At 61.2% G+C, this 21,414-nt stretch carries 18 protein-coding genes; 14 read left to right on the top strand and 4 right to left on the bottom strand.

The features are described 5' to 3' along the window. Positions 1-386 precede the first annotated feature (386 nt). Together BN1120_RS16750 and ubiG are read right to left on the bottom strand one after the other, a co-directional pair. Positions 387-1,073 (bottom strand): HAD family hydrolase, encoded by a 687-nt coding sequence (locus BN1120_RS16750; protein ID WP_042017107.1) that lies wholly within the window; start codon positions 1,071-1,073, stop codon positions 387-389. Next, on the bottom strand, positions 1,073-1,789 hold the full coding sequence (ubiG, locus tag BN1120_RS16745; protein WP_042017105.1) for a bifunctional 2-polyprenyl-6-hydroxyphenol methylase/3-demethylubiquinol 3-O-methyltransferase UbiG: 717 nt from the start codon (positions 1,787-1,789) through the stop codon (positions 1,073-1,075). Before ubiG ends, BN1120_RS16750 begins: the two co-directional genes overlap by 1 nt. A 199-nt stretch (positions 1,790-1,988) precedes the next feature. On the opposite strand from ubiG, the gene gyrA reads away from it, so the two are divergent. Next, a complete protein-coding gene (gyrA, locus tag BN1120_RS16740) occupies positions 1,989-4,736 on the top strand; it encodes a DNA topoisomerase (ATP-hydrolyzing) subunit A (RefSeq protein WP_042017103.1) in 2,748 nt (915 codons plus the stop codon). 304 nt (positions 4,737-5,040) lie between these two features. Then, positions 5,041-5,214, top strand: a complete 174-nt coding sequence (locus BN1120_RS21630) for a hypothetical protein (RefSeq protein ID WP_167418740.1) — start codon at positions 5,041-5,043, stop codon at positions 5,212-5,214. A 6-nt stretch (positions 5,215-5,220) separates the two neighbouring features. Here BN1120_RS21630 and BN1120_RS16735 read toward each other — a convergent pair whose 3' ends face one another. Further along, on the bottom strand, positions 5,221-6,276 hold the full coding sequence (locus BN1120_RS16735) for a PA0069 family radical SAM protein (RefSeq protein WP_042017102.1): 1,056 nt from the start codon (positions 6,274-6,276) through the stop codon (positions 5,221-5,223). 174 nt (positions 6,277-6,450) lie between these two features. Here BN1120_RS16735 and BN1120_RS16730 point away from each other — a divergent pair, with 174 nt between their 5' ends. Further along, positions 6,451-7,041: a tetratricopeptide repeat protein gene (locus BN1120_RS16730; RefSeq protein ID WP_042017101.1), complete on the top strand. Its 591-nt coding sequence runs from the start codon at positions 6,451-6,453 to the stop codon at positions 7,039-7,041. 3 nt (positions 7,042-7,044) lie between these two features. Here the strand turns inward: BN1120_RS16730 and BN1120_RS16725 are convergent, their stop codons facing one another. Next, on the bottom strand, positions 7,045-7,257 hold the full coding sequence (locus BN1120_RS16725; RefSeq protein WP_010674802.1) for a hypothetical protein: 213 nt from the start codon (positions 7,255-7,257) through the stop codon (positions 7,045-7,047). A 325-nt stretch (positions 7,258-7,582) separates the two neighbouring features. Between BN1120_RS16725 and thrS the strand changes: the two genes are divergently transcribed. From thrS to cobB, 11 genes are all read left to right on the top strand, one after another. Then, positions 7,583-9,511: a threonine--tRNA ligase gene (gene thrS / locus BN1120_RS16720; protein ID WP_042017100.1), complete on the top strand. Its 1,929-nt coding sequence runs from the start codon at positions 7,583-7,585 to the stop codon at positions 9,509-9,511. A 3-nt stretch (positions 9,512-9,514) separates the two neighbouring features. Further along, positions 9,515-10,063 carry a translation initiation factor IF-3 gene (gene infC, locus BN1120_RS16715; protein ID WP_026139078.1) on the top strand — a complete coding sequence of 183 codons (549 nt, stop codon included), beginning with the start codon at positions 9,515-9,517 and terminating at the stop codon, positions 10,061-10,063. A gap of 86 nt (positions 10,064-10,149) precedes the next feature. Then, positions 10,150-10,347, top strand: a complete 198-nt coding sequence (gene rpmI / locus BN1120_RS16710) for a 50S ribosomal protein L35 (protein WP_005300673.1) — start codon at positions 10,150-10,152, stop codon at positions 10,345-10,347. Positions 10,348-10,362: 15 nt separating this feature from the next. Next, positions 10,363-10,719 carry a 50S ribosomal protein L20 gene (rplT, locus tag BN1120_RS16705; protein WP_010674800.1) on the top strand — a complete coding sequence of 119 codons (357 nt, stop codon included), beginning with the start codon at positions 10,363-10,365 and terminating at the stop codon, positions 10,717-10,719. 305 nt (positions 10,720-11,024) lie between these two features. After that, positions 11,025-12,008: a phenylalanine--tRNA ligase subunit alpha gene (pheS, locus tag BN1120_RS16700; protein ID WP_041215128.1), complete on the top strand. Its 984-nt coding sequence runs from the start codon at positions 11,025-11,027 to the stop codon at positions 12,006-12,008. Between the two features lie 12 nt (positions 12,009-12,020). Beyond that, positions 12,021-14,408, top strand: coding sequence for a phenylalanine--tRNA ligase subunit beta (gene pheT / locus BN1120_RS16695; protein WP_042017099.1), 2,388 nt, complete (start codon positions 12,021-12,023; stop codon positions 14,406-14,408). 3 nt (positions 14,409-14,411) lie between these two features. Next, positions 14,412-14,708, top strand: coding sequence for an integration host factor subunit alpha (gene ihfA / locus BN1120_RS16690; RefSeq protein ID WP_005300715.1), 297 nt, complete (start codon positions 14,412-14,414; stop codon positions 14,706-14,708). Positions 14,709-14,762: 54 nt separating this feature from the next. After that, a complete protein-coding gene (locus BN1120_RS16685; RefSeq protein WP_042017098.1) occupies positions 14,763-18,686 on the top strand; it encodes an ATP-binding protein in 3,924 nt (1,307 codons plus the stop codon). Between the two features lies 1 nt (position 18,687). Further along, positions 18,688-19,938, top strand: coding sequence for a response regulator (locus BN1120_RS16680; protein WP_042017097.1), 1,251 nt, complete (start codon positions 18,688-18,690; stop codon positions 19,936-19,938). Further along, positions 19,939-20,553, top strand: a complete 615-nt coding sequence (locus BN1120_RS16675) for a GNAT family N-acetyltransferase (protein WP_042017096.1) — start codon at positions 19,939-19,941, stop codon at positions 20,551-20,553. Positions 20,554-20,625: 72 nt separating this feature from the next. Then, complete coding sequence (gene cobB / locus BN1120_RS16670) at positions 20,626-21,399, top strand: Sir2 family NAD+-dependent deacetylase (RefSeq protein WP_041215132.1); 774 nt, start codon at positions 20,626-20,628, stop codon at positions 21,397-21,399. Positions 21,400-21,414 lie beyond the last annotated feature (15 nt).

The following is a 21,414-nucleotide window of genomic DNA, read 5'->3' as shown; positions in this document are numbered from 1 at the left end:
GCTGTGGATAAATTGTGGGTGTCGGGACGGGAGTTAGTGGACGCTCACAGCGAACGGGTTTTCATCCGTCCGATCCGTCAAATGCAAGTCCGGCGATCGAAGATGGAAAATTAAAATAACTTTTTTTGCTTGCGAAAGCAGGGTGTTTTTACTAGCAAATCCGGCCTGCTCATCCCTTGTGCAGTCAGGGTCAAAAGGTGTCCTGTTACGCCGTTCGGGGGGTTGCCAAGCCCGTAAAAAGAGGGATCGTCCGGGATCCCTCTGGTGCGCTGCGGGGGGAGCTGCGCGCCGGGGCAGATGCCCACATGGCCATCGGGACAACATCAAAGTTGCCCCGCAGATCCACCTCTATCCGGATGCCTTGTCGGTCATGGGCAATGAACGAGTCAGCTCAGTTCGTAACGCAGCCAGTGGTGCAGGGCCTGCACGGTATCAAAGTGAAGATCGGCGCCCCAGAGGGCGGGATCCTCGTCATCACTGAGATAACCCCAGCCAGCCACTGCGGTACGCATGCCGGCATTGCGGCCAGCCTCGATGTCGCGCACGTGATCCCCCACATAGAGACACTGGCTCGCCGCGATGCCGAGGCGCTCGCAGGCAAAGAACATGGGGGCGGGGTCGGGCTTGCGCACCGGCAAGGTGTCGGCGCTCACCGTCACGCCGCAACTGGCGAGTTCGGGCAGGGCTGCCAGGAGCGGTTCGGTGAGAAAGCCCGGCTTGTTGGTGACAATGCCCCAGGGCAGCTTTTTCTCGTCGAGCCACTCGATGAGATCCACCATGCCTTCATAGGGGCGGGTGCCGACGCAGAGGTTGGCGGCGTAGTAGTCGAGCAGGGCGGTGCGAAGGCGGGTGGCCCCCAGCTCCTCCAGCAGCTCGTCCCCAAGACCTGCCCTGAGCAGCCCGAGGGCCCCGTGGGAGGTGGTCTGACGGATGATGTCGTCAGAGAGCGGGGCAAAGCCTTCGCTTATCAGCACGTGATTGACGGCGGCGCCAAGGTCTGGGGCGGTGTCGAGCAGGGTGCCGTCCAGATCAAACAGCACGCAGCCAAGGGGCATCGGGTGAGGTGTGCTCATCAGCCTTGCTCCGGGCGCTCGAACGCCACCATGTAGTTGACGTCGACATTCTTGCCGAGCTTGAAGCTGTTGGAGAGCGGGGCGTAGTGAACGCCGCTCATGTCCCGCACCAGGAGGCCCGCCGCTTCCCCCATGCGACACAGTTCGGCGGGGGTGATGAACTTCTTGTGATCGTGAGTGCCCTTGGGGACCATCTTCAACAGGTACTCGGCCCCGAGGATCATCATCAGATAGGCTTTGGGGTTGCGGTTGATGGTGGAGACGAACACCTTGCCCCCCGGCCGTACCAGGGTGGCGATGGCGCGCAGCACCGAGGCCGGGTCCGGCACGTGCTCCAGCATCTCCATGCAGGTGACCACGTCATACTGGCCAGGCACTTCATCGGCGTGGGCTTCGGCGGTGATCTGGCGGTACTCGAGCTCCACACCTTGTTCCAGCGCGTGGAGGCGGGCGACGCCGAGGGGTTCCTTGCCCATGTCGATGCCGGTGACCCGGGCCCCCCGGCGGGCCATGCTCTCGGAGAGGATGCCGCCACCGCAGCCGATGTCGAGCACGCGCTTGCCAAACAGGCCGCCGCTCTTGTCGGTGATCCAGTCAAGGCGCACCGGGTTGATTTGATGCAGCGGCTTGAATTCGCCCTCCATGTCCCACCAGCGGGAGGCGATGGCTTCAAATTTGGCGATTTCTGTCAGATCGACATTGGCATCACTATTCATGTTTTGATGATCCTGTGGCAAGGCGCGCAGCGGGCTGGGCGCGCGCAATCTATTGTCCTGGCGCGCATTATAACGGAGCGACCTCGTCGCACCAGCCCGATGTGCTCATCGGATTTGTGGCTTAATGTATTTGGCTCAGTGTGTTACCATGTCGCGCTGTTTAAGCCAAAGAACAACTAATTAGGGATTAAGGCTTTCTATGAGCGATCTGGCCAGAGAGATCACGCCGGTCAACATCGAAGAAGAGCTCAAGAGTTCCTATCTGGATTACGCCATGAGCGTGATCGTAGGACGAGCTCTGCCGGATGTGCGTGATGGCTTGAAACCGGTTCACCGCCGCGTTCTGTATGCAATGAACGAGCTGGGGAACGACTGGAACAAGCCCTATAAAAAATCGGCCCGTGTGGTCGGTGACGTAATCGGTAAATATCACCCGCACGGCGACAGCGCCGTGTATGACACCATCGTCCGCATGGCGCAGGATTTCTCCATGCGCTACATGCTGGTCGACGGTCAGGGCAACTTCGGTTCGGTGGACGGCGACAACGCCGCGGCCATGCGTTACACCGAAGTGCGGATGGCGCGCATCTCCCACGAGCTGCTGGCCGATCTGGACAAAGAGACCGTGGACTGGGTGCCTAACTACGACGGCACCGAGATGATCCCGGCTGTCATGCCCACCAAGGTCCCCACCTTGCTGGTCAACGGCTCCTCCGGTATCGCGGTGGGCATGGCGACCAACATCCCGCCTCACAACCTCACCGAGATTGTCAACGGTTGCCTGGCGCTGATCGAAAACGGCGACCTCACCATTGACGAGCTGATGACCCATGTCACCGGCCCGGATTTCCCCACCGGCGGCATCATCAACGGTCGTTCCGGCATCGTGCAGGCGTACCGTACCGGTCGCGGCTCCGTCTATGTGCGGGCCAAGGCTGAAGTGGAGGTGGACGAGAAGACCAGTCGCGAGACCATCATCGTCCACGAGATCCCCTATCAGGTGAACAAGGCTCGCCTGATCGAGAAGATCGCCGAGCTGGTCAAAGAGAAGAAAATCGAGGGCATCAGCGCCCTGCGCGATGAGTCCGACAAGGACGGCATGCGCATCGTCATCGAGATCAAGCGCGGCGAGTCCGGCGAGATTGTGCTGAACAATCTCTACAAGCACACCCAGATGCAGACCACGTTCGGCATCAACATGGTGGCGCTGGACAACAACCAGCCCAAGGTGATGAACCTCAAAGAGATCCTGGATGCCTTCCTGCTGCACCGCCGTGAAGTGGTGACCCGCCGGACCGTGTTCGAGCTGCGCAAGGCGCGGGATCGGGCGCATATCCTGGAAGGGTTGGCGGTGGCATTGGCCAACATCGACCCCATCATCGAGCTCATTCGCCACAGTGCGACCCCGGCGGATGCGAAAGCCGCCCTGGTAGCCAAGGGCTGGGAGCTCGGCAACGTGGCCGCCATGCTGGAAAAAGCGGGCGACGACGCGGCTCGCCCCGAGTGGCTGGAGCCGGAGTTCGGCATCCGTGAAGGGCAGTACTTCCTGACAGAGATCCAGGCCCAGGCCATCCTTGACCTGCGTCTGCACAAGCTGACCGGCCTCGAGCACGAGAAGATCCTGGAAGAGTACCAATCTCTGCTGGATCTCATCGCCGAGCTGCTGCACATCCTGGCAAGCCCGGAACGCCTGATGGAAGTGATCCGTGACGAGCTGCTGGCCGTGCGCGAGCAGTACGGCGACGAGCGTCGCACCGAGATCAGCATGTCCAGTGCCGAGATCAACATCGAAGATCTGATCACCCCGGAAGACGTGGTCGTTACCTTGTCTCACCAGGGCTATGTGAAGTATCAGCCGCTCTCGGACTACGAGGCCCAACGCCGCGGTGGTCGTGGCAAGTCGGCCACCCGGATCAAGGAAGAGGACTTTGTGGAGCGTCTGCTGGTGGCCAACACCCACGACACCATTCTGTGCTTCTCCACCCGTGGCAAGGTCTACTGGCTCAAGGTGTACCAGCTGCCGGAAGCGTCCCGTGGCGCCCGCGGTCGTCCGATCATCAATCTGCTGCCGCTGGATGAGGGTGAGCGCATCACCGCCATCCTGCCGGTGAAAGAATATGACGCCGACAAGTATGTCTTCTTCGCCACCGCCAACGGCACCGTGAAGAAGACCAGCCTGTCCGACTTCAGCCGTCCGCTCTCCTCCGGTATCCGTGCCATCAACCTCAAAGAGGGTGATGAGCTGATCGGGGTGGACATCACCGACGGCAGCAACGAGATCATGCTTTTCTCCGATGCGGGCAAGGTGGTTCGCTTCGCGGAAGGCAGCGGTCGCGCCGATGCCGATGCCACTGACGAGGTCGACACCGATGACGACGCCGGCAACGACGATGACGGCAGCGACAACGGCGAAGGCACCGAAAGCAAGGGCACCTTCAAGGGCGTACGTCCCATGGGTCGTACCGCTGCTGGCGTGCGCGGCATCAAGCTGGGCGCCGGTGACAAGGTGGTCTCCCTCATCGTGCCCCGTGGTGATGGTGCCATCCTCACCGCTACCGAGAACGGTTACGGCAAGCGCACCGCGCTGGACGAGTACCCGACCAAGAGCCGTGGTACCCAGGGCGTCATCTCCATCAAGGTGGATGAGCGCAACGGCAAGGTGATCGATGCGATCCAGGTCGAAGATACCGACCAGATCATGCTGATCACCAACGGCGGTACCCTGGTTCGTACCCGGGTGTCCGAGGTGAGCGTCATCGGCCGCAACACCGGCGGTGTGCGTCTGATCCGTACCGGTGAAGACGAGACCGTGGTTGGCCTGCAGCGCGTTGCCGAGAGCGACGAAGAGGAAACCGAGGCCCTGGCTGTTGAAGGGGAGGTGTCTGAAGGCACCGACACCGCAGCGGACGCTGGCGCCGTCGATACCGGAGAGGCGAGCGACGAGTAATCGTCCCCCTTTGTCCGGTGCAAAAGAGCGACCTTGATGGTCGCTCTTTTTTTGTCCGCCTCACCGCAGGCTCTCCCCGTCCTTGTGCTTGCTCTGGCGCTCTCTTCTCTGGTGCCCGGCTCCGTCTGCCGTGCATGCAGCCCTGCCTGCCACGGCGTCATCTTCCTGATATGCAGGGTTGACCCCATCGCATCAACATGATTCCTTCACTCGGCTGTCATGGCCCTGTCATGACTGCCAGCCATGCTGCCTGCGTTGAATGAGGCCACCACAGAGGCAGGCATCGCTTGCCAGGAGCACTGTTATGACGAGCTGGGTAATGTGGGAGATCTGGTGGAGCCGGATGTGGGGAGGGCAGGAGAAGGCGCGCCTTAGGGTGTATGAGGAGGAGGTGGCGCACGAGCCATCCCGCCTGCCTGCGGAGCTGATTGCACAGCGCCATCCAGCGGGGAGCTGCCCGCCGAGACCACGGGGCTGACGGCGCTCAGAACAGACGCAGCTGCTCGCCCGGGCGGATGAAGTCGGCTGTATTGAGTGCAATATGGCGCTTGCCCAGTTGCAGCCGCCTGCTGATCAGGCGAAAGCGCTGGGCGAGCAGGTCGGCAAACAGCCCTTCACCTCGCATGCGGCTGCCAAAGGTGGCGCTGTTGAGTGCGCCACCCCGGCTTGCCCGCAGCTGGTTGAGGATCGCCTCTTTCTGGCCGGGATAGTGCGTATCGAGCCAGTCGCAAAAGAGGGTGGTGAGCTCGTGGGGCAATCTCAGCAAGATGTAATCCGCACAGCCCGCCCCGGCGTCGACGGCGGCCTTGATGATCTGTTCCAGTTCCGGCTCGTTGAGCCTGGGGATCATGGGGGCCGCCAGCACCCCGACCGGCACACCGGCCTTGGCCAGTCGTTCGATCACCTTGATCCGACCAACCCCCGTGCTGGCCCTGGGCTCCAGCTGTCGCCTCAGCGTGTCATTGAGGGTGGTGACCGACACCATCACCTGGCATAACCCTTCTCGGGCCAGCTCGGTCAGCAGATCGAGGTCGCGCAGGATCATGGCGCTCTTGGTGATGAGCCCTACCGGATGGCGATGAGCCAGCATCACCGTCAGGAGTTCGCGAGTCAGGCGATAGTGGTGCTCGATGGGTTGATAGGGATCGGTATTGGCCCCCAGCACGATGGTTTGCGGCTGATAGGCTGGCTTGGCAAACTCCCGTCGCAGCAGCTCGGCAGCATTGATTTTGGCAAACAGCTTGCTCTCGAAATCCAGCCCGGGGGAGAGCTCAAGGTAGGCGTGGCTGGGTCTGGCATAGCAGTAGATGCAGCCATGCTCGCACCCCTGATAGGGATTGATGGAGCGACCGAAGGGAAGATCCGGCGAATCGTTGTAGCTGATGATGCTGCGGGCGCTGATCTCCGTCACCTCGGTGCGGGGAGCGCTGGCGGCAAATGCCGCGTCCCAGTCGCTCTGACTCCAGCCGTCGTCAACGGTTTCGATTTGCGGGCCGCTGAAGCGGTGCTCGACATTGTGGTTCGCGCCTCGTCCTGCCATCACATCACCAATGCACTGTTTATATATACAGTTATTTTGCTGTGTAGCCCGTTAAACTGCAAGTTCGCAAAGAGCGACCCCATGAAAGAGGGTGAACCCGGGTGATCTCCTGCTTGATCTGTTGCTACATTTCGTTTACATAGACGAAATGCGAACCAGATCACGGAAAATGTCATGCAACCTACTACCGCCCGCTGGCTCTTCATCGCCCTCATTGCGCTGGTCATCTGGCGTCTGATCCCGCTCTCCACCGAGCAGGAGCTGGCGGCGGCCAACCGCGCCTGGCGGACAGGGCACTTTGATGAGGCGACCCGGATCTGGTCGCCCCTGGCGGAGCAGGGCCAGCCACGGGCACAGGCGCTGATGGGTTGGAGCCATGAAGTGGGGCAGGGGAGCGAGCAGGATATGGATCGCGCCATCCGACTCTATCGTCAGGCTGCGCAGGCGGGGGACGCTTTCGGCCAGTATCGGCTGGGAGAGGTCTATCTGCGCGGGGCCGGGGTGAAGCGGGATCTGCACGAGGCGTTTCGCTGGATGGAGCTGGCAGCCAGGAACGGTGATGTGCCCGCCATGCTGAAGGTGGGCATCCTGCACCTGATGGGGGTCAACGGGCGGGTTGAACTGGCCGAGGCGAAGCAGTGGCTCTATCAGGCCTCGCAAAAGGGCAACAAGATGGCACTACAGGTATTGCAGGAGATGGCGCTGGCCGAGGAGGGACGCAGCGCCTTCGATTTCAATGGCCACTCTTTTCTGAACGCCGGTTAGGGATCAACGGCTGGCGGTGACTTTGCCGGGCGTCACGTCCGTGACATAGAGGGTACTGCGCTCGGCACTGTGGACGATGCTGCATACCTCCCGCTTGCTGCCATCACCCAGGATCACCAGCTCACCGATATGGACGGGACAGTGAGTCGTGAGAAGGTGATCCGGATGAACCAGCTTTTCTGCATGCTCCGGAAATGAAATATCGTAGGTGTACATCATGCTCTCCTTGCTTTGGCTGACGCCTCAATCTGGTACAGGGTATGGCAGCAGAAGGGCGCCCTCGCAAGTAGGACAGGTTGACACCCGCGCTTAAGCGGTATGCAAAATCGCCAAGACAGCTTGTCTGGGTTGTCGCGTCTGATACAATCCCCCGCTGTACCTCTCAATGGATGGCCTTGCACACGCCATATGGTGTGCCACTGCCGTGTACCAACCGTATTGTGAACGGTGAAACTCGGGAGTGAACAGCTGGACATGAAAGGGTTTCTCCAACCTGCATGTGGCCTTTGGTAGGGGTCACCACTGTATAAGGAAACACCTAATGCCAATCATTACTCTGCCTGACGGCAGCCAACGTCAATTTGCCCACGCCGTTTCCGTCATGGATGTGGCCGCGGACATCGGTCCCGGTCTCGCCAAGGCGTGCATTGCCGGTCGGGTAAACGGTGAACTGGTGGATGCCTGCGAGTTGATCGAAGCCGATGCCTCCCTGGCCATCATCACCGCCAAAGACGAAGAAGGTCTGGACATTCTGCGCCACTCCTGTGCTCACCTGCTGGGTCATGCCATCAAGCAACTCTGGCCCCAGACCAAGATGGCCATCGGTCCCGTCATCGACAACGGTTTCTACTACGACATCGATCTCGACCGCACCCTGACCGACGAAGATCTGGCTGCCCTGGAAGAGCGCATGCTGGCGCTGGCCGCCAAGGATTACGACGTCATCAAGAAGAAGGTCTCCTGGCAGGAAGCGCGCGACGTGTTCGAAGCCCGTGGCGAGACCTACAAGGTCGAGATCCTGGATCAGAATATTGCCCGTGATGACCAGCCCGGTCTCTATCATCACGAAGAGTACATCGACATGTGTCGCGGCCCGCACGTGCCCAACATGCGTCATTGCCACCACTTCAAGTTGCAGAAGATGTCCGGCGCCTACTGGCGCGGCGACTCCAACAACAAGATGCTGCAGCGCATCTACGGCACCGCCTGGGCTGACAAGAAGCAGCTCAAGGCCTATTTGCAGCGTCTGGAAGAGGCCGCCAAGCGCGACCACCGCAAGATCGGCAAGCAGCTCGACCTGTACCACATGCAGGAAGAAGCGCCGGGCATGGTGTTCTGGCACAACGATGGTTGGACCATTTTCCGCGAGCTGGAAACCTTCATCCGCGGCAAGCTCAAAGAGTACGACTATCAGGAAGTGAAAGGCCCCTTCATGATGGATCGCGTGCTGTGGGAGCGTTCAGGTCACTGGGAGAAATACGCCCAGGCCATGTTCACCACCCAGTCCGAAAACCGCGAGTACGCCATCAAGCCGATGAACTGCCCGGGTCACGTGCAGATTTTCAACCAGGGTTTGAAATCCTACCGCGATCTGCCGCTGCGCATGGCCGAGTTCGGCTCCTGCCACCGCAACGAGCCGTCAGGCTCCCTGCACGGCCTGATGCGGGTACGGGGTTTCACCCAGGATGACGCCCACATCTTCTGTACCGAAGAGCAGATCATGGAAGAGGTGTCTGCGTGCATCCGCATGGTCTATGACGTCTACGGTACCTTCGGTTTCGAAAACATCGTGGTCAAGCTCTCGACCCGTCCGGAGCAGCGTATCGGCTCTGATGAAGCCTGGGATCGCGCGGAGGCCGCGCTGGCCGAGGCGCTGGAACTCAACGGCCTGAAGTTCGACCTGCAACCGGGCGAGGGGGCTTTCTACGGTCCCAAGATCGAGTTCACCCTGCACGATTGCCTTGATCGTGCCTGGCAGTGTGGTACCGTGCAGCTCGACTTTGCCCTGCCGGGCCGTCTTGGCGCCACCTATGTGGGCGAAGACAACGAGCGCCACATCCCCGTGATGATCCACCGCGCCATTCTGGGCTCGCTGGAGCGCTTCATCGGGATCCTGACGGAAGAGTACGCCGGTCTGTTCCCGACCTGGCTGGCGCCGACCCAGGCCGTGGTCATGAATATCACGGATAACCAGGCCGATTATGCTGTGAAAGTTGCCAAGGCATTGAATGATGCGGGCCTTCGCGCAAAAGCGGACTTGAGAAATGAGAAGATTGGCTTTAAAATCCGCGAGCATACTTTGAAGCGAGTACCCTTCATGCTGGTCTGCGGCGACAAAGAAGTAGAAGCCGGCAAGATTGCAGTGCGTACTCGTAAAGGGGCTGACCTGGGCTCTTATCCTGTTGAAGAGCTGATTGCTCTGTTGACCCAGGAAGTTCAGACCCGCGGACAAAAGAAAGTGGAGGAATAAGCTATAAAAGGCGGAAAAAAACTGGGCAAGCAACCGCAAGCCCGCGCTCACCGGATCAATGAAGAGATCCGTCTGAAAGAAGTTCGTCTGACTGGTCTGGATGGTGAAGCCATTGGCATCACCTCCATTCAGGATGCGCTGAACTTGGCCCTTGAGGCAGGAGTGGATCTGGTCGAGATCAGTCCGAACGCTGAGCCGCCCGTTTGCCGGATCATGGATTACGGCAAATTCCTCTACGAAAAGAGCAAGACCACCAAAGAACAGAAGAAAAAGCAGAAAGTCGTTCAGGTCAAGGAAATCAAATTCCGTCCTGGCACCGACGAAGGCGACTATCAGGTAAAACTACGCAACCTGGTTCGCTTTCTGGAAGACGGGGACAAGGCAAAGGTCACCCTGCGCTTCCGTGGTCGTGAAATGGCCCACCAGGATCTTGGTATCAAGGTTCTCGAGCGCGTCAAGAACGATCTGGAAGAGCTGGCCGTAGTCGAATCGTTCCCGAAAGTCGAAGGCCGTCAAGCTGTGATGGTCCTCGCACCCAAGAAGAAATCTTAAGGCCCACAAGAAATTGACTCATGGGGCTGGCCCCATGAGTCGGTTCGCCTTGCGATTTTGTTGTCACTCACAATGCGGAGTATGAAATGCCGAAGATGAAAACCAACCGGGGCGCGGCAAAGCGCTTCAAGAAGACTGGCTCAGGTCGCTTCAAGTGCAAGCACAACCACCTGCGTCACATCCTGACCAAGAAGAGCAGCAAGCGTAAGCGTCAGCTGGGACCGAAGTTCTTTGTTTCCGCTGCCGACCACAAACGTGTTGTCGCTTGTCTGCCGTACGCATAAGGGGGGATGTGAAAAATGCCAAGAGTTAAACGTGGTGTGACCGCTCGCGCTCGTCACAAGAAAGTAATGAAAGCCGCCAAGGGTTACTACGGCGCCCGTTCCCGTGTCTACCGCGTAGCGGTACAAGCGGTAACCAAAGCTGGTCAGTATGCCTACCGTGACCGTCGCCAGAAGAAGCGTCAGTTCCGTCAGCTGTGGATTGCGCGTATCAACGCTGCAGCCCGTCAGAACGGCCTGTCCTACAGCCGTCTGATCGACGGTCTGAAGAAGGCTTCCATCGAGATCGATCGCAAGATCCTGTCCGATATCGCCGTTCACGACAAGCTGGCTTTCACCGCCCTGGTTGAAAAAGCTAAAGCAGCTCTGGTCTAATCCAGTTCTGTTATAAAAATAAAGGAGGCTCAGGCCTCCTTTTTTGTTGCTCATTTTTGAGCGTTGGCAGGTAGCATGCCACGTTCATGAATGCTTTATCCTTCCATATGCCAACAAACTAGAACAAACGACGCTTGTCTCAATCCTGTTGCATCTGGCTTGTGGCTTTTCCATATAACAAAATGATTTGCAGGGAGAAAAGCCCGTCATAACTATGGTCAGCCAAGGGGCTTTTTTTGTATTATTCCCCTCTTGACCTTATTTAGCCTAAAGGCTCCTGTTCCGGGAGTGGTGACGAGGAAGACATGCAACAGCTTGAAGAAGTAGTCGGCCAGGCCAAGGCCGAAATTGAGGGCGTAAGCGACATCGCCGCCCTCGACGAAATCCGGGTCAAATATCTGGGTAAAAAGGGCTTTTTTACCGAGCAGATGAAGGGCCTGGGCGCCCTGTCCGCTGAAGAGCGTCCCGCCGCGGGCGCCGTGATCAACCAGGCCAAACAGCAGGTTCAGGATGCCCTGAACGCGCGTCGTGAAGCCCTCGAAGTCGCCGTGCTGAACCAGAAGCTGGCCGCCGAGACCATCGACGTCAGCCTGCCGGGCCGCCGCATCGAGAATGGCGGTCTGCACCCGGTGACCCGTACCATCGAGCGCATCGAGCGCCTGTTTGGCGAGATGGGCTTCAAGGTTGCCCGTGGTCCCGAGATTGAAGATGGCTTCCACAACTTCGATGCCCTGAATATCCCGGCTCACCACCCGGCGCGTACCGATCACGACACCTTCTACTTCAATCCTGATCTGATGCTGCGTACCCACACCTCCGGTGTGCAGATCCGCACCATGGAACATCAGCAGCCGCCGATCCGCATCATCGCCCCGGGCCGCGTCTATCGTAACGACTACGACATGACCCACACCCCGATGTTCCACCAGGTCGAAGGCCTGCTGGTTGACGAGCATGCCAGCTTCACCGAGCTGAAAGGCATCCTGCACGACTTCCTGCGCAACTACTTCGAGGAAGACTTGACGATTCGCTTCCGTCCTTCCTATTTCCCGTTCACCGAGCCGAGCGCCGAAGTGGATGTGATGGGCAAGAACGGCAAGTGGCTGGAAGTGCTGGGCTGCGGCATGGTGCACCCGAACGTGCTGCGTTCGGTCGGCATCGATCCGGAAAAATACTCCGGCTTTGCCTTCGGCATGGGCGTTGAGCGCCTGACCATGCTGCGTTACGGGGTCAATGACCTGCGTGCCTTCTTCGAAAACGACCTGCGCTTCCTCAAGCAGTTCAAGTAAGGGCGAGAGAACATGAAATTCAGTAAATCCTGGGTGATGGAGTGGGTCCGCACCGAGTTGAGTGACAATGCACTGGCCGAGCAGATCACCATGGCCGGTCTGGAAGTGGACGCCGTGGAAGCGGTGGCCGGCCAGTTCAACAATGTGGTCGTGGGTGAAGTGGTCGAGTGCGCCCAGCACCCGGACGCCGACAAGCTGCGGGTGACCAAGGTCAACGTGGGCGAGGCCGAGCTGCTGGACATCGTCTGCGGTGCGCCGAACTGCCGCGCCGGCCTTAAAGTGTGCGTGGCCAAGGTCGGGGCGACCCTGCCGGGTGATTTCACCATCAAGAAAGCCAAGCTGCGCGGCCAGCCGTCCCACGGCATGCTCTGCTCCTTCAGCGAGCTGGGCATCGACGTCGAGGCCGATGGCATCATCGAGCTGCCGCTGGATGCCCCCATCGGGGCCGATATCCGTGAATACCTCGCGCTCAACGACGTCAGCATCGATGTGGATCTGACCCCGAACCGTGCCGACTGCCTAGGCATCGCGGGTCTGGCCCGTGAAATCGGCGTGCTCAACAGCGTGGACGTGGTCGAGCCGACCTGGGCGCCGGCTGCTGCCACCTGTGATGCCACCTTCCCGATCCGGGTTGAAGCGCCGGCGGATTGCCCCCGTTATCTCGGCCGTGTCATCAAGGGGCTGAACCTGCAGGCCCAGAGCCCGCTCTGGATGCAGGAAAAGCTGCGCCGTGGCGGCATCCGTTCCATCGACGCTATTGTCGACATCACCAACTACCTGCTGCTGGAATACGGCCAGCCGATGCACGCCTTCGACCTGGCGACGCTTGAAGGGGAACTGGTGGTGCGCCGCGCCCGTGCCGACGAGCCCATGACTCTGCTCGATGGCAACGAGGTGAAGCTCAAAGAGACCACGCTCGTGATTGCCGACGCCAAAGGCCCTGCCTGCATGGCCGGCATCTTCGGCGGCGATCGCACCGGTGTCTCCGAGACCACTACCGACATCCTGCTGGAGTGCGCCTTCTTCGCGCCGCTCTCCATCACCGGCCGTGCCCGTGCCTACGGTCTGCACACCGACTCCTCCCACCGCTTCGAGCGCGGGGTGGATCCCGAGCTGCAGGCCAAGGTGATGGATCGTGCCACCCGTCTGCTGCTGGATATCTGCGGCGGTGAAGCGGGTCCGGTCATCGAAGTCAAATCCGATGCCCATCTGCCGAAGGCTGCCCCCATCAAGCTGCGCCGCACCAAGCTCGACAAGGTGATCGGCATCAGCGTGGCGGATGCGCAGGTGGTCGAAATTCTGACTCGTCTGGGCATGCAGGTAACCGTGGATGCTGACGGCTGGACCGCGCTGGCTCCCTCCTGGCGTTTCGACATCGCCATCGAGGAAGACCTCATCGAGGAAGTGGCCCGTATCTACGGCTACAACAACATCCCGAACCTCAAACCCGCCGCATCCCTCGCGATGGTAGAGCAGGCAGAAGGGCAGGTAACCTTGAAGCGCGTGCGCGACCTGCTGGTTGACCGCGGTTTCCAGGAAGCGATCACCTACAGCTTCGTCGATCCCAAGGCTCAGCAGACCCTGTTCCCGCAGAGCGATGCCATCGTGCTGCCGAACCCGATCTCCGTCGAGATGTCCGCCATGCGCGTCTCTCTGTTCCCGGGTCTGGTGCAGGCGGTGGTCTACAACCAGAACCGTCAGCAGCCGCGCGTGCGCCTGTTCGAGCAGGGCCTGCGTTTCATCAAGGACGAGAATGCCGAGAACGGCATCCGTCAGGAGCCCATGCTGGCCGGCATCATCACCGGCAACCAGGGGGACGAGCACTGGGATGTCAAGGCCCGTCCCGTCGACTTCTTCGATCTGAAGGGTGACCTGGAAGCGGTACTGGATCTGACTGCAGAAGGGGCTACCTTCACCTTCGAGCGCACCGAGCACAGTGCCCTGCATCCGGGCCAGAGCGCAGCCATTCTGCGCAATGGCGTCGTGATCGGCCACATCGGCGTGATCCATCCGAGCCTCGAGAAGAAGCTGGGGCTCAAGAGCCGCGCTGTCATGTTCGAGCTGGAGCTGGACAAACTGACGCCGGCCAAGGTGCCGGTTGCTGCCGAAGTATCCAAGTTCCCGGCCAACCGTCGCGATATCGCCGTGGTGGTTGACAGACAGATCCTGGCAGGCGACGTTCTGGCAGTAATTAAAAAAGTTGGCGGAAATCAGTTAGTTGGAATAAACTTGTTCGACGTATACCAGGGCGCTGGTATGGCAGAGGACAAGAAGAGCCTGGCCATCAGCCTGGTGTTGCAAGACACCCAGCGCACCCTGGAGGAGAAAGAGATCGCCGAGACCGTGGACAATGTCGTGCGGGCCCTCGGTGAAGAGTTGAATGCATCCTTGAGGGATTGATCTATGGCGCTTACCAAAGCCGACATTGCAGAGCACCTGTTCACCCAGCTCGGGATGAGCAAGCGTGAAGCCAAAGATATGGTGGAAGCCTTCTTTGAGGAGATCAGACAGGCGCTCGAGCGTGGCGAACAGGTCAAGATTTCCGGCTTCGGTAACTTCGATCTTCGCGAGAAGAACCAGCGTCCCGGACGCAACCCCAAGACGGGGGAGGATATTCCCATCAGCGCCCGTCGCGTGGTGACCTTCCGGCCCGGCCAGAAGCTCAAGGCCAGGGTAGAAAATGTTGAACCCAACGAGTGACAAAAAGCCAGGCAATCGCCTGGCTTTTCCATTCCGATGATAAAAATCCTTCTGTTGTCCGGCGCGCTGCTGGCTTTGCCACTGCGTGCCGCCATACTCCCGCTGTCACCGGATGCCCAGGCTTATGCCGATTCGCTCACCGGACTGACCTTCTGTTACCCGGCCCTGCAACGTCCTCCCTATCTGGAGGCGGAGGGGGGCCTGCTTATCGATCGCATGACGCGGCTGGCAGAGCTGTTGCCGGTACCGGTGCATGTCGAGAAGCGGCCGAGCTGGGCAGCCGTGACGCAGGATCTGCTGCACGGGCGCTGCGATCTCATTCCTCACGTCGGGCCTGCCCGGTCGAACTCGAGCGATACCGTCTTGAGCCGCGCCATGCTGGAAGCGGAGTCTGCCATCCTCTATCGGGGTGAGCTCGATCAGGCGCAGTTTCTGGTGTCACCCATCTGGCAGGCCCAGGAGACCCTGAAGCGTCTCTATCCTGGTTCATCCCAGCAACTGCTGACCGATGCCGAGAACTGGTATGGCGCCCTGGTGGCCGGCAAGGGCAGCGCCTATCTCGGTGATTATCTGCAACTGCGCTACCTGATGCGGGAGTACCCGGATGAAGGGCTGCGCCTTCGCCGTCTTCGCAGCGACGATCTGGTCATCAGCTATCGGCTGATGATGCGCAACCAGCCCGAGTTGCTGGAGCTGGTGGACACAGCCATCCGCTATTTGCCGCCGGGCAGTCTCTACCGGGATCTGGGCAAGTATCTGCCTCAGGGTGAGCAGGATGTGAATCCCCTGCATTTTACCGACAAGGAGCAGGCCTGGCTGGTCGGCAAGGCCCACACCATCAAGATGGTGGCGGATCCCGGCTTCATGCCATACAGCGGTGTCAACCGGCAGGGAGAGCTCATTGGCTGGAGTGCGGACGTCTTGCGGGAAGTGAGTCGGCAGACGGGACTGCGCTTCGAGCTGGTACCCGCCGCCAGCCGGGAGGAGGCGTTGGCATTGCTGCGCAGTGGCGATGCCGTCATGATGGTCGGACTCATGGAGTCCGCCGCCCTGAACAAGGAGTTCGACTTCACCAGGATGGTGGCGACCAGCCGCTATGCCCTGGTCAGTCGCAGCAAGAGGGGGCCTGTCTCCCTCGCGGACGTGAGTGGCAAGGTGGTGGTCCCGAGAATGCTCTATGATCCCGGCCTGCTTGCCCGGTTCGGCCAGCATGAGTGGGAGGTCACCGACAACCTGCTGCAGGGATTGGCGGCGGTGCGGCATGGGGATGCCCAGGCCATGCTGGCGGAGTTGTACCAGCTCCAATATCCCATTCGAAACAACCAGTTGAGCGAGCTGACCATCACCGAATTGCCGGAGCGTTTCGGCCTCGGCTTTGCCATCCGGCCGGAACAGACCAGCCTGGCAGGGGTGCTGGATCAGAGCCTGATGACCCTCAATGATCGGCAGGTGGACGAGCTGGTGCAACGCTGGCGCCACCTGGTGGTCAACCAGCAGGAGGGTGTCAGCTACGGTTTCTGGCTTGGCTCCGTGTTGCTGGCACTGCTGATCAGCATGGCGGTGATCTGGTCAGTCTGGCGATCCCGCCAGCAACTGGCCCAGGAGGCCCGCGAGCGTCACAAGGTAGAGCAGGCGCTGGCGCTGGAAAGCAAGTTCAGGGAGTCTCTCTTCCAGGCGCTCCCCGTTCCCGTGTTCTTGCGCAATGACAAAGGGGAGGTGATCAAGCGCAACAAGCGGGCCAAGCGCATGGAGGCGCGCTACGCCGCCGATCTGGTGCTGCCCGCGCCTCAGTTGCAGGGCGCCGAAGGGGAGCTGGCGCTGCACGAGCAGGTCTACTCCTATGCCCAGATCCCCTTGCGACTGGGGCCCCAGGCACCGGCAGGGGATCTTATCGCCCTCTCCGACATCAGCGCTCTGCGCGAGCGTACCCGCCTGCTGCGTCAGGCAGAGCGGCGCCTGCGCGCCCTCACCAATACGGTGCCCGGTGTGGTGCTGCAATTCACCCTGCTGGGGGGAGCCATCACCCGGGTGGAGTTTGTGAGCCGGGGCAGTCACGAGCTGCTGGGGCTGGCGAGCCAGCAGATCCGGGTCAATCCCAACGAGACCCTGACCCGCATCTCCCATCAGGACAGGCGCGAGATGCGAGCTCCCATGCTAGCCATGCTGCAAGCCGGGCGACCTTTCTCCCATCTGCTGCGCTATCAGCACCCCGCCAAGGGAACCCGCTGGCTGCAATTTTCCGGCAGGGGGCGCCGTCAGGGGGAGGGGTGGCGGATCTACGGGGTGGTGCAGGATGTGACGGCCAGGGTGGAGCAGGAGCATTCCCTGCAACTTTCCCACGAGCAGGCTCAGCAGGCCGTGCTTGCCAAGGGGCGCTTCCTGGCCGCCGTGAGCCACGAGATCCGCACCCCCATGAACGCCATGCTCGGCCTGCTGGAGTGGCTCGAGCAGACCGAACTCAATGCAGAGCAGGCCTCGGTTCTGGCCCATGTCAGACAGGCGGGCAATGAACTGCTCGGATTGCTCAACGACGTGCTCGATTTCAGCCGCAACGAGACGCGCCAGTTGCGCCTCTCCGTGCAGCCCACGGATCTGGTGGAGCTGTGCGAGCATGTGGCGGCGGTGCACTGGTCCAAGGCGCGATCCCGCCATCTGCAGCTGCGCTTGGCGCTCGACCCGGCGCTGCCCGCCTTGATGGAACTCGATCCCCACCGGGTGCAACAGGTGCTGCACAACCTGCTCTCCAACGCCATCAAGTTCAGCGAGCGGGGAGAGGTGGTACTCTGGGCCCGGCGGCAAGGGGAGTGGATTTTGTGCGGGGTGGATGACGAGGGGCCCGGGATCAGTGCCGAGCTGTTGCCCCGGTTGTTCCAGCCCTTCGAGCAAGGGGAGGAGCCTGGCCAGCCCAGAGCCCAGGGGACCGGGCTTGGGCTGGCCATCTGCCGCCAGCTGATGGAACAGATGGGGGGCGAGATCCGGGTCGAGCCTCTGGCTCGCGGGGGCAGCCGTTTCCTCTGCTCGTTGCCCCTCAGGCATGCGCAGGAGAAGGCGCCCTGGCAACCGCGCGTCAAGACGGTCTCCCTGCAACTGTTGCCCGGGGAACTTGAATATATGCGGGCCTGGCTCGCAGCGTTTGGCGTGGCCGAGGACCCGGCTGCACCTTGCCTTGGGGCCATGCAGGACGATGGGGGCTTGCGCGCCTGGTACTGGCAGGGGGAACCCTGGATCCCGGGCTCCGTGGTCAGCCTGCTGCAACCCAGACTCGTCCGTGGCGCCGAGGAGATCACGGATCTGCCGGGGGCAGGCAGGCGGGTGTTGCTGGTGGAAGATCACGAAGTGAACAGAATGCTGATCAGCATGCAGCTGGGTCAGCTGGGTGCCCGGGTATTGAGCGCGGCCAATGGCCGTCTGGCACTGGAGATCCTGCAATCGGAGTCGGTGGATCTGGTGCTGACGGACCTGCAGATGCCGGTGATGGACGGCGCCGAGCTCTGCAGGCAATTGCACGCCGATGAACGCTGGCAGCATCTGCCCGTCTACGTCATCACCGCCGATCTCAGCGAGCAGGCGGCGCAGCGACTGGCGGAATGCGGCTGTCAGGGCCATCTGGACAAACCCGTCTTGCTCAGGGATCTGGCCGTACTGCTTCGTACCGTCTTTGGCCCCCATGACGGGGGGAAGGCACCGCAGCCAACGGCAGCCCTTTCCCTGCCCGTGTCCCTCAGCCCGGCCCTCGTTGACATCTATCTGGCATCGGTTCACCAGGATCTGGCCGACATTGAGCGGTGTGTCACACAAGGGGACGAGAAGGCCCTCAATACGGCTTTACACAAGATGAAGGGGGCCGCCAAAATGGTGGGGGCTACCCCCCTGGTAGAGGTGATCGACCGTTGGCAGGAGGCCCCCGGACATCCCCTTGGAGCCGCCTTGAGGCAGTGCGTGGAAGAGGTCTGCCGACAACTGGGCGAGAGAGCATGACATGATCATCACAGATGAAGAGTTGATGGCCTTGCTGGAGTCTGATGACAGCCAGGAGCCAACGTTTTACCCGGTCAGCGTCTATGCCCTGGACGCCGTCTCCCATCAGGCGGTCAAGGGGGCGGGCCTGCCGGCCTATGCCAATCTGCACCGCACCCGACCCGATGCCGGCTGGCAATGGGAAGGACTGTTTGCCGCCGGGGCCATCGCCCTGTTTGATCCTGCCTCTCATCAGGGGGCCGACTATCTGCCTCATCTGCTGGCTCCCGGGGCGGGGATCTATCGCCTCAGCGATCCCTGGCTCGAGGGGTTGCAGGCACGGGAACAGGGGTGGCGTGCCTGGCTCGCCCAGTGCCAGATCCTGCTGCTCGAAGATCACCCCTTCCAGGGAGCCTGCATTCAGCAGGAGATCCAGGGACTGGGGTTGCCCTGCCACTGGGTTCAGGATGGCGAAGGGTGCCTCAAGGCGCTGGAAGAGGGGGGCGTGAGATTGCTTATCTGTGATCTCAGCCTGGCGGAGCAGGATGCCATCAGCCTGCTGATGAGCCATCCCCAGTATCGCCACAGCGGTCTGCCCATCATCCTGCTCTCCGCTCATGATCAGACCCTGATAGACGGCGCCCGGCGTCTCCTGCACGATGCGGGTTTCAACGTGCTGGCCGCCCTGGCCAAGCCGCTGCAAAGCGACGATCTGCTGCGTCTGCTCAAGATGCTCTATCTTGGCCCCCAGCGTCAGCGCAGGCTGGGCGGGCTCAAGCGCACCGTGCGTAGCTGGCAGGGAGAGGCGAGAGGACAGCTTGGGCTGCTGGCAGATGCGGCCTCCTGCACGCTGCCGATCTGGCTGAGCCTGAGCGGCCTTTCCCCTCACTGGGAGCCGCTCAAGCTCTGGCTCGAGCAGCATGGACGAGAAGCAAGCGAGCTCACCCTGGTCATCCATCGACGGGATCACCTGCTGAACCAGGCGGACCGTTTCGCCCTGGTGCTGCAGGCGAGCCTCGCGGGGGCCAGACTCGCGTTGCTGCTCGATCATGCCCAGCACCTGCCGTTTGATCTCATCGAGCGTCTGCCGTTGCAATCCTTACTGCTCGGGCAACACCTGCTGCCCGAACTGGAGGCGATGGCGGCCGACTCCTTGCTGGCCCGCTTCATCCAGCGCTCCCGGGAGCTTGGCATCGCGCTCTACCTCGACGACCCCTTCAACCTGCAGGATGCCGCCCAGTGGCAGGATCGCGGCGTGGCAGGTCGCTGGTGAATGGCTCGCTATCTTTGCTGGCCGCTCGATGAGACGCGCTTGTGGCAGGGGATGACGGGTTGGACGGCTCCCGCCTCACGGGCCGCCCTGCCGATGACGATGGTGGTGGGGGGGCTGACTTGCCGCTTGCAGGAGCTGGCGGGCAGCGACCCGGAGCGGATAAGCGCGGCTTATGACGCCCTGAGCGAGCAGAGCGTCTATTTGCGCTTCATGCGGGCCAAGCAGCCTGCGACGGCCGAGCAGCTCGCCTTCTTTCTCGACTACCCCAGAGAACCCCAGATAGGATTGCTGCTGACCGACGAGCAGGGGACGCCGCTTGCCATGGCCCAGTCCGTGCGCCGGCGCCTGCACCCGGACAGGGCCGAGTTCTCCTGCATCGTCGCGGATCATTTTCAGCATCGCGGCGCCGGGCGTCGCATCCTGCTGGCGCTTGCGCGGCTGGCATACGAGGAGGGGATCCGGGAGTGGACGGCGGAAGTGCTCGGCCAGAATCGCCCCATGCTGGCTCTGCTCAAGGGGCTCGGGTTGCCGCTTACCCTGGTGACAGGACGGGAGATGGTCTTTGCCAGGCTGGATCTCGCGCCCATGGCGAGCTTTGTGCTCCCATCGGCCTAAGACCAAGGGCGAATGGGCCGCTTCTTGCTCCTGTGCTAAGGTCAGCCTGTTACCCGTTGGAGGAGAACAACCATGGTGCAGTCAGCCAAACATATCGTGATCCTCACCGGTGCCGGCATCTCGGCCGAATCCGGTATCAAGACCTTCCGGGCCTGTGATGGCCTGTGGGAAGAGCACAGGGTGGAGGACGTGGCCACCCCTGAAGGCTATGCGCGGGATCCCGAACTGGTACAACGTTTCTACAATGCGCGGCGCCATCAGTTGCAGCGCGCCGAGATCCACCCCAATCCGGCCCACTATGCATTGGCCCGGCTGGAGCGCCTGCTGCCGGGGCGCGTCACCCTGGTCACCCAGAACATCGACAACCTGCACGAGAGTGCCGGCAGCAAGAACCTCATCCACATGCACGGCGAGTTGCTCAAGGCCCGCTGCCCGGGCTCGGGTCAGGTGATCGAGTGGCGCGGGGATCTCCATCAGGAAGAGCTGTGTTCCTGCTGCCAGTTTCCCCACCCGCTGCGCCCCCATGTAGTCTGGTTCGGGGAGATGCCGCTCGGGTTGGATCGTATCTACAGCGCCCTGGCCCAGTGCGATCTCTTCATCTCCATCGGGACCTCCGGGGCGGTCTACCCTGCCGCCGGATTCGTCCATGAGGCCGGCCTGAACGGTGCCCATACGGTGGAGCTCAATCTGGAGCCGAGCGAAGTGGGCAGCCAGTTCGATGAAAAACGTTATGGTCCGGCTTCCTTGCTGGTGCCCGCTTTTGTGGATGAACTCCTGCAAAGTTGCGGTGTGCATCAGCCTCTCACCGTCGAGGGACATAACTGGATGGAGATGCGGGGCCCATAATTATTGATTTTTCAC

This window comes from Aeromonas caviae (genome assembly GCF_000819785.1).
In the GTDB taxonomy this organism is placed as follows: Bacteria; Pseudomonadota; Gammaproteobacteria; order Enterobacterales; family Aeromonadaceae; genus Aeromonas; species Aeromonas caviae.
The sequence above is the reverse complement of the archived record's forward strand: the minus strand, read 5'-3'. Positions and strand labels throughout refer to the sequence as shown.